Genomic DNA, 14692 nt, shown 5'->3' on the forward strand with positions numbered 1-14692 from the left:
GCGGTTGCCGAACGCGCCGGACCGCGCCATCCTCGGCGCCGATGCGCCCGCCCCCGCCCCGCTCCGCCGCCACCCGTCGTGTCGCCGAGGAGGCCGGGCGGCGCGGCGAACGTCTCGCGGCGTGGTGGCTGCGGCTGAAGGGCTGGCAGATCCTCGACCGCCGCGTCCGCACCCCGGCCGGTGAGGTCGACCTCGTCGCCAGGCGCGGCGCGCTGGTCGCGTTCGTCGAGGTCAAGGCGCGGCGGACCGCCGCCGAACTCGACCATGCCATCGACCAGCGCCGCCTCGCCCGCGTCGCCGCCGCCGCCGAGCTGCTGATGCCGCGCTATGCCACCGCCGGAGAGGACATCCGTGTCGACGTGATCCTGCTCGCGCCGGGCACGCGGCCGCGCCATATCGAGAATGCGTGGATCGGCTACTGACAGCCGCGCCGCCGCCGCCTACATCGCTCGGCATGACCCAGCCGCTCACCGTCGCCGTCCAGATGGACCCGCTCGACCAGATCAACGTCGCGGGCGACAGCACCTTCGCGCTGATGCTCTCGGCGCAGGCGCGCGGGCACCGGCTGTTCCACTACACCGCCGACGCGCTCAACTACGGCGACGGCCGCGTATGGGCCGAGGCGCATCCGGTCACGGTGCAGCGGCCGGAGGGCGGCGGCGCGGGCGACCATTTCCGCTTCGGCGCACCGGTCGCACTCGACCTGGGCGAGGAAGCCGACGTGGTGCTGATGCGGCAGGATCCGCCGTTCGACCTCGGCTATATCACCGCGACGCACCTGCTCGAGCGCGTCGCGGATCGCACCTTGATCGTCAACGATCCGGTCAGCGTCCGCAACGCCCCCGAAAAGGTGTTCGTGCTCGACTATGCGCGCTTCATGCCGCCGACGCTGGTGACCCGCTCGCTCGACGAGGCGCGCGCTTTCCTGGCGCGGCATGGCGAGATCGTGGTGAAGCCGCTCCACGGCAATGGCGGCAAGGCGATCTTCCACGTCCGCGCGGGCGGCGAGAACCTGTCCGCGCTGATGGAGGTGTTCAACCAGACCTGGCGCGAGCCGCACATGGTGCAGGCGTTCCTCCCCGCGGTGGCGAAGGGCGACAAACGCATCGTGCTGGTCGACGGCGTCGTCGCGGGCGCGATCAACCGCCTGCCCGGCGAAGGCGAGATCCGCTCCAACCTGGCGGTCGGCGGCTCGGCGGAGAAGACGCAGCTGACCGCGCGCGAACGCGAGATCTGCGACGCGCTCGGCCCGGAGCTGAAGCGGCGCGGGCTGATCTTCGTCGGCATCGACGTGATCGGCGGCGAATGGCTCACCGAGATCAACGTCACCTCGCCGACCGGGATCGTCGCGATCGAGCGGTTCGACGGTACCGACGTGGCGGGCATGATCTGGGACGCGATCGATGCGCGGCTGAAGGAACGCCGCGCCTGATCCCGCCGTTGCCCGCGGCGTGACCGATTTCATCATCCACTGGATCGTCGCGGGCGGCTATTTCGGCATCTTCCTGCTGATGGCGCTGGAAAACGTCGTGCCGCCGATCCCGTCGGAGGTCATCATGGGGCTGGGCGGGATCGCGGTCGCGCGCGGGCAGATGGACATCGTGCCCTTGCTGATGTGGGGCACCGCCGGCACCACCGCGGGCAACATGTTCTGGTATGCGATCGGGCGACGGCTCGGCTATGCGCGCTTCCGCCCGTTCGTGGAGCGGCACGGGCGCTGGCTGACGCTCGAATGGGACGATGTGGAGCGGGTGCGCGGCTTCCTCCACGATCATGGCGGCCGGGTGATCTTCGTCTTCCGCTTCATGCCGACGTTCCGCACGATGATCTCGCTGCCTGCCGGCATGGCGGCGATGCCGCTGCCGCGCTTCCTGGCGATGACCTTTGCGGGCAGCATCATCTGGAACGGCGTGCTGGCAGGCGCCGGCTTCTATCTCGGCAGCCGCTTCGCCGAACTCGATCGCTATGTCGGCCCGGTCGGCATCGCGCTGACCGTTGTCGCGCTCGGCTGGTATGCGTGGCGCGTCGTCACCTGGAAGCCGCGCGGCTGAGCCGTCACCCGCGCGGATGCGCGGCGCGATACACGTCGAGCAGATGCGCGGCATCGACCCCGGTATAGACCTGCGTCGAACTGAGGCTCGCGTGCCCGAGCAGCTCCTGCAACGCGCGCAGGTCCGCGCCGCGCCCCAGCAGATGCGTGGCGAAGCTGTGCCGAAGCGCGTGCGGCGTCGTCCGTTCCGACAGCCCCAGCCGCGCGCGCGCCGCACGCACCCGCATCCGCACGATTCCGCCGTCCAGCGCGCCCCCGCGCACGCCGCGGAACAGCGCCGCGTCGCCGGTCAGCGGCCACGGACAGCGTGCCGCATAATCCTCGATCGCGGCGCGCACGTCGGGCAACAGCGGCACGATGCGCGTGCGGTCGCGCTTGCCGGTCACGCGCAGCGTCGCGCCCAGCGGCAGCGCCGCGCCGGTCAGCGACAGCGCCTCGCCGATCCGCAACCCCGCGCCGTACAGCAGCAGCAGCACCGCCCAGTCGCGCGCCGCCACCCATGGCTCGTCGCTGTCCTCCTTCACGTCGCTGGCCAGCGCCACCGCTTCGTCGGGGGAGATCGGGCGCGGCACGCCCTTCTTGACGCGCGGCCCCTTCATCCGCGGCGCGGCACCGACCCCGCCCGCCCAGTCGAGGAACCCGCGCACCGCCGACAGTTCTCGCGCAGCCGACGCATTGGAAAGCCCGCTTCCGCGCCGCTGCGCCAGATAGGCGCGCAGGTCGCCGGCCGTAACCCGCGCCAGCGCATGGCGATCCACCGCCTCGCCCCAATGCGCGCCCAGGAACGCCAGCAATCGCTCCGCGGTAGCGCGATAGGCGCGGACGGTATGTTCGGACCGCCGCCGGTCGCGCGCCAGATGCACCGACCATTGCACCGGCAGCGGGAGGGGGGGCAGCGGGAGAGGAGCCGACAAATCACTCATCTCGCCGCATCCTTTCGGTCTTGAACGAAGTTGGCAAACCAAAATTAACATTGTCGTGCTTATGATCGCCGACATGACGAACGACCTGTCCGCCAGCCGCCGCTATGACGAGGAAGCCCGCGCAGCGGCGCTTCAGGCGCTCGCGCTGCTCGACACCGCGCCCGAACAGGAATTCGACGCTCTGGTCGCGCTGGCCGCCGAGCTGCTCGGCTGCCCGACCGCTCTGCTCAACCTGGTCGATCACGACCGGTTGTTCGTCAAGGCGCGCAGCACGCCCGGCGCGATGTCCTTCGACCGCGACAGCGCCTTCTGCGACCGCACCGTCGTCGAGGATCGCCTGGTGGTGATCGACGATACGCTCGCCGACGAGCGTTTCTGCAAAAGCCGGCTCGTGACCGACGCCGGGGTGCGCTTCTACGCCGGCGCGCCGCTGCACGTCCCCGACCCCGAGGGCGTTCGCCGCGCGGTGGGTACCTTGTGCGTCGTCGATCATCGTCCGCGCCACGCCGATCCACGCGAACTGGCGGCGCTCGCGCATCTCGCCACGCTGGCCGAAGCGCTGCTGGAGGCGCGGCGCACCGCATTGAAGGCGATCCATATCGCGACGACCGGCGAGGAACTGGTCACCCGGCTCGGCCGGCAGGACCAGATCTTCCGCCAGGCCGAACAGATCGCCGCGATCGGATCGTGGCGGCTGTCGCTCGGCGACGGCCTGCTCGACTGGTCCGACAACGTCTATCGCATCCACGGCCTGCCGGTCGGGAGTCACAAGCCGCCGCTCGACGATGCGCTGTCCTTCTACCCGGAACACAGCCGTGCGCTGGTGCAGTCCGCGCTCGACGATGCCGTGTCGCAGGGCAAGCCGCTGTCGATCGAGACGGACTTCCTGACCGCCGATGGCCGGCTGCGCCGCGTCCGTGCGATGGCCGATCCGGAAATCGTCGACGGCCGGGTGGTGGCGCTGGTCGGCGTGTTCCAGGACGTGACCGAACGCCACGCGCTGGAACAGCAATTGCGCCGCTCGGCGGATACCGATGCGCTGACCGGCATCGCCAACCGCGCCGCCTTCGATCGCGAGTTGCAGGAGGCGATGGACCGTGCGCGTGCGTGCCGCACCCCGCTCCACCTCGCGCTGATCGACCTCGACGGCTTCAAGGCGATCAACGACACCCTGGGGCACGGCGCAGGCGACGACGTCCTGCGCCTGACCGGCCAGGCGCTGCGCGAACCGTGGCTGATGAACAGCATGGTGGCGCGGATCGGCGGCGACGAGTTCGCGGTGATCGTCGAGCACCCGGCGCTCGCCGCCGACATTGACGCGCTGCGCGAGCGGCTGGAGGCGGCGCTGCGCGTCTCGGTCGAGGCCGATGGCGTGCGGATGTCGAGCGCGGGATCGGTCGGGATCGCGGCGATCGACGACCAGTGCCATTCGCTGCGCGACTTCGCCCGCCGCGCCGACGCGATCCTGTATGCCGCCAAGCGCGCCCGGGTCGGTCTCCGCTCGATGCCGCGCGCGGCCTGACGCGGGGTCGGCCGGGCCGTGCCGCACGGCGGCGGCGGCATCGGCGCGACTTCCCTACGACTCGCGCACGTCCCATATGAGGCGGGCATGTCTTCCCGCGCGCGCGTCCTCGTCCTGAACTCCGCCCTCGGCCCGCTCGATTACCGGGTGCCGCACGGGATGACGGTCGAGCCCGGTTCGGTCGTGGTCGCCCCGCTCGGCCCCCGCCAGTTGCTCGGCGTCGCTTGGGAGGCGGAGCGGATGCCGTCCGATGCCGAAGTCGGCGACAATCGCCTGCGCAACCTGCTGGCGGTCGCCGACGTGCCGCCGCTGGCCGCGCCGCTGCGGCGGCTGATCGAATGGACCGCCGATTATTATCTCGCGCCGCCGGCGGCGGTGGTGCGGATGACGCTGTCCTCCACCGCGGCGCTGGAGGGCGGGCGCAGCGTCGTCGAATATCGCGCCACCGGCGCGGTGCCCGAACGGCTGACTGCGCAGCGCGAACAGGCCCTGGAGCGGATCGGCGACCGGCAGGGGCTGATCCGCGAACTCGCCGACATCGCCGACGTCAGCGACGCCGTGATCCGCGGGCTGGTGAAGGCGGGCGCGATCGAGGGCGTTTCGGTCGATATCGACAGCCCGTATCCGGTCCCCGATCCCGATCACGCTCCACCGACGCTGTCCGACGACCAGCGCGCCGCCGCGGACACGCTGGTGGCCGATGTTGAGGCCGCCGCCTTCCGTCCGACCCTCCTCGACGGCGTGACCGGATCGGGCAAGACCGAGGTCTATTTCGAGGCGGTAGCCGCGGCGATCCGCTCCGGCAAACAGGTGCTTGTCCTCCTTCCCGAAATCGCGCTGACCGAGCCGTTCCTCAAGCGCTTCCACGACCGCTTCGGCTGCGAGCCCGTTGCGTGGCATTCGGGCCTGCGCGCCACGCAGCGTCGCCGCGCCTGGCGCGCGATCGCCGGGGGCGAGGCGCGGGTGACGGTCGGCGCGCGCTCGGCGCTGTTCCTTCCCTATGCCCGCCTCGGGCTGATCGTCGTCGACGAGGCGCATGAAACCAGCTTCAAGCAGGAGGACGGCGTCCATTACCACGCGCGCGACGTCGCGGTGATGCGCGGACTGTTCGAGGGCTGCCCGGTCATCCTGGCCAGCGCGACCCCGGCGATCGAGACGCGGCATCAGGTGGCGCTGGGCAAATATGCCGAGGTGAAGCTGCCGGGCCGCTTCGGCGTGGCGCAGATGCCGACGATCGAGGCGATCGACCTGATCGCCGAACCGCCCGAGCGCGGCCGCTGGATCAGCCCGCGGCTGGTGAAGGCGATGGACGAGGCGCTGGAGCGGCGCGAACAGTCTTTGCTGTTCCTCAACCGCCGCGGCTATGCCCCGCTGACGCTTTGCCGAACATGCGGGCATCGCTTCCAATGCCCGAACTGCACGGCGTGGATGGTCGAGCATCGCCTGACGCGGCGGCTGGCGTGCCATCATTGCGGGCATATCGAGCCGGTGCCGCGGCTGTGCCCCGAATGCCAGAACGAGGATACATTGGTCGCGTGCGGCCCCGGCGTCGAGCGGATCGCGGACGAGGTCGCGGCGCTGTTCCCCGCGGCGCGCACCGCCGTCGTCACCTCCGACACGATCTGGAGCCCCGCCAAGGCCGCCGAGTTCGTCGCGCGGATGGAGGCGGGCGACATCGACATCGTCGTCGGCACGCAGTTGGTGACCAAGGGCTATCACTTCCCCAACCTGACCCTTGTCGGGGTGGTCGACGCCGACCTGGGGCTGGACGGCGGGGACCTGCGCGCGGCGGAGCGGACCTTTCAGCAGATCCGCCAGGTGTCGGGGCGCGCCGGGCGGGGGGCCAAGCCCGGCCATGTCTTCATCCAGACGCACAGCCCCAAGGCGCAGGTGATGCAGGCGCTGGTGACCGGCGACGCCGACGCCTTCTACGCCGCCGAGACCGAAGCGCGTGAGGATGCCGGCGCGCCGCCGTTCGGCCGCTATGCCGCGATCATCGTGTCGAGCGAGGATCAGGCCGCCGCGCACGAGACCGCGCGCGCGATCGGCCGCGCCGCACCGCGCGTCGACGGCATGGAGGTCTACGGCCCTGCCCCTGCTCCTCTGGCCATGCTGCGCGGGCGGCATCGCTTCCGCCTGCTGGTGCACGCGCGGCGCGCGCTCGACGTGCAGGACGTGATCCGCGACTGGCTGGGCGGGGTGGAATGGCCTGCGAAGGTACGCGTCGCGGTCGACGTCGATCCGTACAGCTTCCTCTGACGGTTACGCTCCAACCCGCACCCACAGGGCGGTCGCATCGTCGCTGGCCTTGAAGCGCGGGAAGCGGGTGCAGGCGGCATCCTCCTGCTCGATCGCGCGCAGCTCGGCACCGAGCGCCGCGAGCCCGCGCGTGCGGACCGCGGCGAACAGCGCGGTCGCATCATAGGCGGCGTAGGAATCGACCAGCGCCGCCATGCCGTCGGTCATCAGCAGCAATTCGTCATCCGCCGCCGCCGCGATGCGCGCATCGTCCATCACCGCCGCACTCTCGGCCGCATCGACACTCATCACGCGCTGTCCGGCGCGCGAGCGCGCCGCACGGCGATCCGCCAGCACCGCCGGGGTACGCAGCTTCGTCGCGCCGACCCCCGGCCCCAGCGCCGCGGCCTGCGCACTCTCGCGCGCCCGGTCCGGCGCGGGCGTGCACCACGACACCACGCCGTCGCTCAGGCGCAGCACCGCGCAATCGCCCGCCCAGGCCACCTGCAGCGCCTCGCCGACGATCTGCACCGCCGCCCACGATGCGCGCGGCAGCTCCCACGCGCCCTCGGGTTCCCGCCGCCGCTCCGCCGCATAGCGCGCCGCCACCGCCGCAAAGACCTGCACGCAGGTGCCGCGCAGGTCGTCCGCCGCCCCGCCCGCGAACGCGGCATCGGCGGTCGCGGCCAGCCATGCCGCCCCGCCGCACGCACCCAGCAGCCCCGGCGGCGACAGATCGGTGGCGCCGTCGATCACCCACGCGTGCCGCGCGCTGCTGCCGGCGCGATCGTCGTTGGGCGTGGCGCTATCGCCGCACAGGCTCAGCGACTGGATCAGGTCGAGGTGCATGCCCCCCTTAGTAGCGGCTCAATCGGCGAAGAGCAGCACCGGCGTTTCGAGATATTTCTTCAGCGCCTGCACGTAGCTCGCCGCATCCCAGCCATCGACGACGCGGTGGTCGCAGCTGATCGACAGGTTCATCAGCTTGGCGCGCACGATGTCGTCGCCCCCCTTCCCATTTGGCCGGAAGACGGGTCGTTCGACGATCTTGTTCGGCCCGATGATCGCCACTTCCGGCCGGTTGATGACCGGCGTCGTCGCGATCCCGCCGAGCGGCCCCAGCGAGGTGACGGTGATCGTGCCCCCGCCCAATTCCTGCGGGGTCAGCTTGCCCGCACGCGCGGCATTCGCCAGCCGCGCGATTTCGGTGGCGAGCTGCCAGACGTTGCGGTCCTGCGCATCGCGGATGACGGGGACGGTCAGCCCGGCGTCGGTCTGCGCCGCCATGCCGACATGGACGCGCCCCGAGCGCGTCACGATCCCCGCCTCGTCGTCGTAGCGCGCGTTGAGCATCGGGAAGTCCGGCAGCGTGCGGCACATCGCGACGATCAGCAGCGGGAGCAGCGTCAGCTTGGGCCGCTCGCCACGGTTCGCATTCAGGTCCGCGCGCATGTCCTCCAGCGCGGTGACGTCGATCTCGTCGACATAGGTGAAGTGCGGGATGTTGCGCTTCGACGCGGCCATGTTCTCCGCGATGCGGCGGCGCATCCCGATGACGCGCACCTGCTCGTCCCCGCGCGCGCGGTTGGCGTGGGGGGCGTGATAGCCCTGGGCGGCGTTGTAGCGGAGATAGGCATCGAGATCGGCGTGGCGGATGCGCTCGCCGTCGGGGACGCGGATCGCCGAGAGGTCGACGTTGAGGTCGCGCGCACGGGCGCGGACGGCGGGCGAGGCGAGGACGGGAGCGTGATCGGCGCGCTGCTCCCTCTCCCCTGCGGGGAGCAGCGGGTCGGTCATGCCCCCGGCATGACCTTGATCGCGCTGGGCGCGATCAACCCGATGCTGGTCGGGGTGAGGGGCCGGGGTCTCACCGGCCCCGCCCTCTCCGTGAGACACCGGCCCCTCACCCAAACCCTCTCCCCGCGGGGGAGAGGGCTTATCAGCAACCTCCTCAACCCCCGGGTTCTCCGCCTCCAGCGTCGCTCCCTCGGTGGCGGGCGAAGCGACCTCGCCCTCGCCCTCGGTCTCGATCACCACCAGTGGCGCGCCGATCGAGACCTGGTCGCCGACCTCGCCCGCAATCTCGACCACGACGCCCGCGACCGGCGATTCCATCTCGACCGTCGCCTTGTCGGTCATCATGTCGGCGAGGCTCTGGTCCTCCTCGACGCGGTCGCCGACCGCCACGTGCCACGCGACGATCTCGGCTTCGGAAATGCCTTCGCCGATGTCCGGCAGCTTGAAGGTGAAACGCGCCATCTGCCTTAGTCCTTCAGGATTTTCTTGAGCGCCTGGCCGATCCGCACCGGTCCGGGGAAATAGGCCCATTCCAGGCTGTGCGGGTAGGGCGTGTCGAAACCGGTGACGCGTTCGACCGGCGCCTCCAGGTGGTAGAAGCACCGCTCCTGCACCAGCGCAGCCAGCTCCGCGCCGAACCCGGCGGTGCGCGTCGCCTCGTGGACGATCATGCAGCGCCCGGTCTTCCGCACGCTCGCCTCGATCGTCTCGATATCCAGCGGGACCAGCGTGCGCAGGTCGACGATCTCGGCATCGACCCCGGTATCGGCGACCACCTGCGCGCAGACGTGCACCATCGTGCCGTAGGCGAGCATCGTCACCGCCTCGCCCGCGCGCACCACGTTCGCCTTGCCCAGCGGGATCTTGTAATAGCCGGTGGGTACCTCGCCGCCGGGATGCTTGGACCAATTCTCCGCCGGGCGGTCCCAATGGCCGTTGAACGGGCCGTTGTAGATGCGCTTCGGCTCGAAGAAGATGACCGGGTCGTTGTCCTCGATCGCGGCGATCAGCAGCCCCTTGGCGTCGTAGGGGGTCGAGGGAATGACGGTCTTCACGCCCGAGACGTGCGTGAAGATTCCTTCCGGCGATTGCGAGTGCGTCTGCCCGCCGAAGATGCCGCCGCCGAACGGCGAGCGGACCGTCAGCGGCGCGGTGAACTCGCCGCCCGAGCGATAGCGCAGCCGCGCCGCCTCGCTGACCAGCTGGTCGAGCGCGGGGTAGATATAGTCGGCGAACTGGATCTCCGGCACCGGGCGCAGGCCATAGGCACCCATCCCCACCGCGACGCCGATGATGCCGCATTCGGTGATCGGCGTGTCGAAGACGCGGGTCTTGCCGTATTTCTTCTGCAACCCCGCGGTTGCGCGGAAGACGCCGCCGAAATACCCGACGTCCTCACCCATGACGACGATCGACGGATCGCGCGCCATCGTCACGTCCATCGCGGAATTGATCGCCTGGATCATGTTCATGCGGGTGGTGGTGTCGTCCACCGGTTGTTGCAGCGTGTCCGTCACCACACAAACTCCGTCATTCCCGCGCAGGCGGGAATCCATAACCTCTGACCTTGCGGCCCTTGCGACGACCTGCGCGTCTGGATCCCCGGCTTTGGCCTGCGGCCAAAGTTTATCCTGAGCGCCTGCCTTGCAGGCAGCCGAAGGGCGGGAATGACGAAGCGCGCGGGGAAAAGCGTCCTCACTTGCGCGCCCACGGCCGCCCGCTCGCCTCTTCCTCGTCGATCATCATCTGGCGCTGCTCGCGCAGATGCCACGGCATTTCCTCGAACACGCCGTCGAACAGGCTGTCGAGCGGCTGGTGCAGGCCGTGTCCCAGGATGCCGTTCTTCTCGGCCTCCTTCTGCGCCGCCTTCACCTCCTCGGCGACCTCGCGGTCCATCGCCTCCTGCCGCGCCTCGTCCCATTCGCCGATCGCGACCAGATGATCCTTCAGCCGGCGGATCGGATCGCCCAGCGGCCACGCGGTCGGCTCGCCCGCCGAGCGATATTGCGTCGGGTCGTCGGAGGTCGAATGCCCCTCCGCGCGATAGGTGAAATGCTCGATCAGCGTCGGCCCGGCATTGGTGCGCGCGCGCTCCGCGGCCCAGGCGGTCGCGGCATAGACCGCCAGCGCGTCGTTGCCGTCGACGCGCAGCCCCGCGATGCCATAACCGACCGCGCGCGCGGCGAAGGTGGTCGCCTCCGCGCCCGCGAACCCCGAGAAGCTCGAAATCGCCCATTGGTTGTTGACGACGTTGAAGATCACCGGCGCGCGGTAGACGGTCGCGAAGGTCAGCGCGGAATGGAAGTCGCCCTCCGCGGTGCTCCCCTCCCCGCACCAGGTCGCCGCGATCCGCGTATCGCCCTTCGATGCCGAGGCCATCGCCCAGCCGACCGCCTGCGGATATTGCGTGGTCAGGTTGCCCGAGATCGAGAAGAAGCCGAAGCGCTTCTCCGAGTACATGATCGGCAGCTGCTTGCCCTGCAGCTTGTCGCCGGTGTTCGAATAGATCTGGTTCATCATGTCGACCATCGGGCACCCCCGCGCGATCAACAGCCCCTGCTGGCGATAGGAGGGGAAGCACATGTCGTCGGCATCCAGCGCGTGCGCGGCGGCGACCGCCACCGCCTCCTCGCCCAGCGACTTCATGTAGAAGCTGGTCTTGCCCTGGCGCTGCGCACGGAACATCCGTTCGTCGAACGCGCGTACGGTCGCCATGTGGCGCAGCATCCGTCGCAGCGTGTCGGGCGACAGGCGCGGATTCCACGGGCCGACTGCCTGGTTCTGCTCGTCCAGGACGCGCACCATCGTATAGGCAAGGTCGGTGAAGCCGCTGGCGGCCTCGGCGGTATCGGGGCGGCGCGCGGCACCCGCCGCAGGCACGTCGACATCGGCGAAATCGACCGCATCGCCGGGCCGGAATTTCGGCTCGGGCACATGCAGCGAAAGCGGCGGCAGGTTGCCGCGCAGGCGCGGATTGCCGGGATCGTCGGCCACGTCTCACTCTCCATCACGCGCCGCCGTTACGCAGCGCCGTTTCAGCCGCTTGTAATATTGTTTCAAGCGCCGGAAAAGCGTTTTCCGCAAGATCGATGCTGGAGATACCATTTTCCGGGGCGTATCAGGGGATTGACTCGAACCGGCCGAAGAGAACAAAAAAGGAACGATATTCCCATCGCGGAGTCGTACCTGCTGTGCCCGAGTCGAGCGTCCTCCAATCCCTGCGCGACACGCTCCGCGCCATCGAAGGCGACGGCCATCGCCGCCGCCCGGTGCTGCCGTTCGGCATCGGCGAGATCGATGCGCGTCTGGCCAACACCGGTCTGCGGCTCGATGCGCTGCACGAGGTGGCGGCGGCGACGCCGTCGATGGGCGATGACGCCTCGGCCACCCTGTTCCTCGCCGGGATCGCCGCGCGCGCCTGGGGTCCGGTGCTGTGGGTGGTGCGACGGCGCGACCTGTTCGCGCCCGGCCTCTACCAGTCGGGGCTCGCCCCCGAACGGGTCCTCTATGCCGAGGCGGCCGACGATGCCGAGGTGCTGGCGCTGATGGAGGAAGGGCTGCGCCACCGCGCACTCGGCGCCGTGATCGGCGAGACGAGCCGTGCGGCGATGGCCTCGACGCGGCGGCTGCAACTCGCGGCGGAGGGCGGGCGAACGATCGCGCTGCTGATGAAGCGTCATGCGCGGGAGGGTGCCGATCCGCTCGCGGTCCCCTCCGCGGCGGTGACGCGCTGGCGCGTGGCGTCGGCGCCGTCCGCACCGCTGCCGGTCGCCGGCATCGGTCGTGCGCGCTGGGACGTATCGCTGGTGCGGCAGCGTGGCGGCGAAGCTTTTCAGACGATCGTGGAGGCATGCGATGAAACGGGTCGCCTCGCTCTACCTGCCCGACTGGTCGATCGACCGGCTGCGGCGGGCCGAGCCCGCACTCGCGCCGCCGCCTGAGCGGCGCGTCGCGCTCGACCTCGCCGCGATCAAGGCGGCGAGCGATGCCGAACAGGGCGGCAAGGCCTGCGACGCGCCGCGCAACAGCGGCTGGCGCCCCGGCGCGCGCTGGGCGCGCGACGATGCCGTTTTCGCACCGCTCGCCGGGGTGGACGAGGCGACCGGCGGCGCCGAGGCGTGCTGGGCGGGCGAAACCCGCGCCGATGTCGCGCGCCGCGTCGCCGCCATTCCCGCGCACCAGCGCCCGCCGATGCGCGAGATGGGCCGCCGCAGCGAGGCCGCGGCGCATCCATATAAATACCTGCCCGGCGATGACGGCGGGAAGGCGAGCGGCTGGGTGGAGCCGGCGATGGTCGCGGTGCGCGCGCATGGCGAGGGCGTGCGCGACAAGGACACCCGCCATCGTCATCACCTCACCCGTCACCCCAGCGAAAGCCAGGATCTCTCCCGGCAAGCGCGGGACGCTCACCCCTCGCAGACCCCGGCTTCCGCCGGGGTGACGCACAAGACCGGAGTGGCGACGTCCGCCGCCTGGAACGCGATGCCCGCGATCCGCTACCCCGGCGATGGTCCGCATCCGGGGGGACGCCGCGGCTCGAACGATGCCGGCGCGAGCGTACCCGGTGTCGCCCCCTTCTTCGACACCGGGCGCAGCACCGCCGGCACCGTCGCGCGCGTCTGCCGCGACGCCGTGCCGCCGCCAGCGCCCGCGCAGGACAGCGCCCCGCCGCTCGTCACCGTGCAGAAGACCGGCAGCCGGATCGAGATCGCCGCCGTCTCCGCGGCCGCACGCGCGCTCGGCATCGCGCCGGGCATGGCGCTGACGCAGGTGCGCGCCGCCTCGCCCGAGGTGGTCGTGCGCGACGCCGACCCGGACGGCGACGCGCGCGACCTGCACCGGCTGGCCGTGGCGCTCGCGCGGCGCTGGAGCCCAAGCGTCGCGATCGCCGATGCGCAGTCGCTGTTCCTCGATCTCACCGGGGTGGCGCACCTGCACGGCGGCGAGGCGCGGATGGCGGCGCGGATCGTGCGGCTGCTCGCGCGGATCGGCATCACCGCGCGGATCGCGATCGCCGATACCACCGGCATGGCCTGGGCCTGCGCGCATCATGCGGCACAGCGGGTGACGATCCTGCCGCCTGGCGCCCCGCTCGACGCGCTCGCGCCTTTGCCCGCCGCCGCGCTGCGTATCGACGGCCATGCGCTGGAGCTGCTGCGCCGGCTCGGCATCGACACCGTCGGGCAACTCGCCGCCCTCCCCCGCGCGCCGCTCGCGCGCCGCTTCGGCCGCGCGGTGCCGCTGCGCCTCGACCAGGCGAGCGGGCGTGCCGCCGAGCCGCTCGACCCCGTGACGCCGCCGGTCGCGATCTCGGTGGAGCAGCGCTTCGCCGAACCGCTGCTGACCGCCGAGCCGATCGCGCACTGGATCGCGCAGCTGGTGACGCGGCTGACGGACGAGCTGGCGCGCGCCGGGCGCGGCGCGCGCGTGCTGCTGCTGGCGGCGACGCGCATCGACGCCGCGGTGCAGGTGGTACGCGTCGGCTTCGCGCGCCCGACCCGCGCCCCCGACCATATGCTGCGGCTGCTGCTGCGCCGCATCGAGCGGCTCGACCCCGGCTTCGGGATCGAGGCGCTGGCACTCCACGTCCACCGCGCCGACCCGCTGGGGGCCGAGGCGCTGGAGGGCGACCTGGCCGATGGGGAACGCCCCGATCTCGCAATCCTGGTCGATGCGATCGTCAACCGCATCGGCGCGCGGCGGCTATGGCGCGCGCGCGCGGTCGAAAGCGACGTTCCCGAACGCTCGGTCGGCGGCACGGCGGCGCTCGACCCGCCCGCGCGCGCCGCGCCCGAACTGGCGCGCGACGACGTGCGGCGGCTGGATGCGCGCGGGCACGACCATCCGTGGCACCCGCGCTGGCCGCGCCCGGCGCGGCTGCTGCGCCGTCCCGAGCCGGTCGACAACGTCATCGCGGAACTGCCCGACCGCTGGCCGCGCCGCTTCACCTGGCGCGGCATCACCCACCGCATCGTGCGCGGCGACGGGCCGGAACGGATCACCGGCGAATGGTGGCGCCGCGTCGCCGAACGCGACTCGGTGCGCGACTATTTCCAGGTCGAGGACGACGAGGGCCGCCGCTTCTGGCTGTTCCGCCGCGGCGACGCGCAACGCAGCGTCACCGGCGACCTGTCGTGGTACGTCCATGGCACGTTCGGCTGA

12 protein-coding genes are annotated in these 14692 nt (G+C 71.2%); 7 read left to right on the forward strand and 5 right to left on the reverse strand.

From position 1 onward, the window contains the following. Positions 1 to 41 precede the first annotated feature (41 nt). From J2Y58_RS08515 to J2Y58_RS08525, 3 genes are read left to right on the forward strand one after another with little or no spacing between them, the layout of a single operon-like run. Positions 42 to 422, forward strand: coding sequence for a YraN family protein (locus J2Y58_RS08515; RefSeq protein ID WP_310101497.1), 381 nt, complete (start codon positions 42 to 44; stop codon positions 420 to 422). Positions 423 to 454: 32 nt separating this feature from the next. Then, positions 455 to 1432: a glutathione synthase gene (gshB, locus tag J2Y58_RS08520; RefSeq protein WP_310101500.1), complete on the forward strand. Its 978-nt coding sequence runs from the start codon at positions 455 to 457 to the stop codon at positions 1430 to 1432. A gap of 19 nt (positions 1433 to 1451) precedes the next feature. After that, positions 1452 to 2051 carry a DedA family protein gene (locus J2Y58_RS08525; RefSeq protein ID WP_310101503.1) on the forward strand — a complete coding sequence of 200 codons (600 nt, stop codon included), beginning with the start codon at positions 1452 to 1454 and terminating at the stop codon, positions 2049 to 2051. Between the two features lie 4 nt (positions 2052 to 2055). Here J2Y58_RS08525 and J2Y58_RS08530 read toward each other — a convergent pair whose 3' ends face one another. Then, positions 2056 to 2973, reverse strand: coding sequence for a tyrosine recombinase XerC (locus J2Y58_RS08530; RefSeq protein WP_310101506.1), 918 nt, complete (start codon positions 2971 to 2973; stop codon positions 2056 to 2058). Positions 2974 to 3046: 73 nt separating this feature from the next. Between J2Y58_RS08530 and J2Y58_RS08535 the strand changes: the two genes are divergently transcribed. Next, positions 3047 to 4495 carry a diguanylate cyclase domain-containing protein gene (locus tag J2Y58_RS08535; protein ID WP_310101510.1) on the forward strand — a complete coding sequence of 483 codons (1449 nt, stop codon included), beginning with the start codon at positions 3047 to 3049 and terminating at the stop codon, positions 4493 to 4495. 87 nt (positions 4496 to 4582) lie between these two features. After that, positions 4583 to 6754, forward strand: coding sequence for a primosomal protein N' (locus tag J2Y58_RS08540; RefSeq protein ID WP_310101513.1), 2172 nt, complete (start codon positions 4583 to 4585; stop codon positions 6752 to 6754). A gap of 3 nt (positions 6755 to 6757) precedes the next feature. Here the strand turns inward: J2Y58_RS08540 and J2Y58_RS08545 are convergent, their stop codons facing one another. The 4 genes from J2Y58_RS08545 to J2Y58_RS08560 all read right to left on the reverse strand — a co-directional run bounded on the left by J2Y58_RS08545 (position 6758) and on the right by J2Y58_RS08560 (position 11524). Continuing rightward, entirely contained in the window at positions 6758 to 7582 is an 825-nt protein-coding gene (locus J2Y58_RS08545; RefSeq protein ID WP_310101515.1) for a hypothetical protein, read from the reverse strand. Between the two features lie 18 nt (positions 7583 to 7600). Further along, positions 7601 to 8992 carry a dihydrolipoamide acetyltransferase family protein gene (locus tag J2Y58_RS08550; RefSeq protein WP_310101516.1) on the reverse strand — a complete coding sequence of 464 codons (1392 nt, stop codon included), beginning with the start codon at positions 8990 to 8992 and terminating at the stop codon, positions 7601 to 7603. Positions 8993 to 8997: 5 nt separating this feature from the next. After that, entirely contained in the window at positions 8998 to 10002 is a 1005-nt protein-coding gene (locus tag J2Y58_RS08555) for an alpha-ketoacid dehydrogenase subunit beta (protein WP_310101979.1), read from the reverse strand. 223 nt (positions 10003 to 10225) lie between these two features. Further along, complete coding sequence (locus tag J2Y58_RS08560; protein ID WP_310101519.1) at positions 10226 to 11524, reverse strand: 3-methyl-2-oxobutanoate dehydrogenase (2-methylpropanoyl-transferring) subunit alpha; 1299 nt, start codon at positions 11522 to 11524, stop codon at positions 10226 to 10228. Positions 11525 to 11721: 197 nt separating this feature from the next. Between J2Y58_RS08560 and J2Y58_RS08565 the strand changes: the two genes are divergently transcribed. Continuing rightward, positions 11722 to 12471, forward strand: a complete 750-nt coding sequence (locus J2Y58_RS08565; RefSeq protein WP_310101521.1) for a protein ImuA — start codon at positions 11722 to 11724, stop codon at positions 12469 to 12471. Next, positions 12386 to 14692, forward strand: coding sequence for a DNA polymerase Y family protein (locus tag J2Y58_RS08570; protein ID WP_310101527.1), 2307 nt, complete (start codon positions 12386 to 12388; stop codon positions 14690 to 14692). Before J2Y58_RS08565 ends, J2Y58_RS08570 begins: the two co-directional genes overlap by 86 nt.

Origin of the sequence: Sphingomonas sp. BE138, assembly GCF_031456125.1 — a bacterium.
In the GTDB taxonomy this organism is placed as follows: Bacteria; Pseudomonadota; Alphaproteobacteria; order Sphingomonadales; family Sphingomonadaceae; genus Sphingomonas.

Excerpts from the sequence above, each read along its gene's own strand:
- J2Y58_RS08515 (WP_310101497.1), top strand. The coding sequence starts at position 42 with ATGCGCCCGCCCCCGCCCCGCTCCGCCGCCACCCGTCGTGTCGCCGAG.
- gshB (WP_310101500.1), top strand. The coding sequence starts at position 455 with ATGACCCAGCCGCTCACCGTCGCCGTCCAGATGGACCCGCTCGACCAG.
- J2Y58_RS08530 (WP_310101506.1), bottom strand. The coding sequence starts at position 2,973 with ATGAGTGATTTGTCGGCTCCTCTCCCGCTGCCCCCCCTCCCGCTGCCG.
- J2Y58_RS08535 (WP_310101510.1), top strand. The coding sequence starts at position 3,047 with ATGACGAACGACCTGTCCGCCAGCCGCCGCTATGACGAGGAAGCCCGC.
- J2Y58_RS08540 (WP_310101513.1), top strand. The coding sequence starts at position 4,583 with ATGTCTTCCCGCGCGCGCGTCCTCGTCCTGAACTCCGCCCTCGGCCCG.
- J2Y58_RS08545 (WP_310101515.1), bottom strand. The coding sequence starts at position 7,582 with ATGCACCTCGACCTGATCCAGTCGCTGAGCCTGTGCGGCGATAGCGCC.
- J2Y58_RS08550 (WP_310101516.1), bottom strand. The coding sequence starts at position 8,992 with ATGGCGCGTTTCACCTTCAAGCTGCCGGACATCGGCGAAGGCATTTCC.
- J2Y58_RS08555 (WP_310101979.1), bottom strand. The coding sequence starts at position 10,002 with ATGAACATGATCCAGGCGATCAATTCCGCGATGGACGTGACGATGGCG.
- J2Y58_RS08570 (WP_310101527.1), top strand. The coding sequence starts at position 12,386 with ATGAAACGGGTCGCCTCGCTCTACCTGCCCGACTGGTCGATCGACCGG.